Below are 791 nucleotides of genomic sequence, written 5' to 3' on the forward strand. Positions count from 1 at the left end.
GGTTTTGAGTTTGTCGGCAAGTTGGCTTCAGTGGGCGCTATTTTCCGGACACTTGTTCTTTGGCGCTGGAAATTCAGAGCGTTGCCTCAATCAATTTTCGGGCAAGCGCGAGGTTAGGGCGGTTGGCGCAATCAGCAAATTGAACTTAGGTTTTTAAGTTTTAGCAGCCAAATTTCAAAGTCTGATTTTCAAAATCATGAGTCATTTCCGTTTTTTAGGTTTTGGCTTTTGCTTGTGAATCAAGGTCGAGTTAATCTTGGTTTTATCAAAACGTAAGTCATTGAAGCTTAAGCATAACAAAGCGTTCAAGTGGGATTTGGCACGCGTGGCATTTTCAGTTTGCGTTAGGTTTGGTGGTTACGGCATTGTGCGGTAACTTGTGTATTGCGTGCCTGCACCCCTTAACGCGGCGTTATACCTTGCCGAAAAAATAGGCATTGATTGGTGTATTAATCAGTCATCTAAGCGTTTCATTGCACTACGGTAAACATCACTTCGCTCTCGTTTTCCAACTGCTAAGACCGTTACCACGATAACGTCATCTTTTACTTGGTAAACAAGACGGTAGCCAGACTGACGTAGCTTTATTTTATACATGTTATCAGCGCCAGAGAGTTTTGATGCTGGTACATGTGGGTTTTCTAAGCGTTCAATGAGTTTCTTTGGTTCATCCGGAAAATCGATACTTCGCCTCATGACTGGCTTTGATTTTTAACTCAAAAAATTCCCAATCACGATACCCATAGGCGACTTTGTTCAGCGTCTTTATTCGGTTGTTCACACCCTCTACT

1 protein-coding gene and 1 pseudogene are annotated in these 791 nt (G+C 42.6%); both read right to left on the reverse strand.

Annotated features, from left to right (window positions below; translation table 11 throughout):
• Positions 1-453: 453 nt before the first annotated feature.
• A pseudogene (locus tag UF06_RS01240) lies at positions 454-663 on the reverse strand (type II toxin-antitoxin system RelE/ParE family toxin); the annotation flags it as partial.
• A 4-nt stretch (positions 664-667) separates the two neighbouring features.
• The coding region (locus UF06_RS23420; protein WP_045569239.1) for a transposase at positions 668-791 on the reverse strand (124 nt) is incomplete at its 5' end.

The sequence above is a fragment of the Vibrio sp. S234-5 genome, assembly GCF_000960595.1.
GTDB lineage: Bacteria > Pseudomonadota > Gammaproteobacteria > Enterobacterales > Vibrionaceae > Vibrio.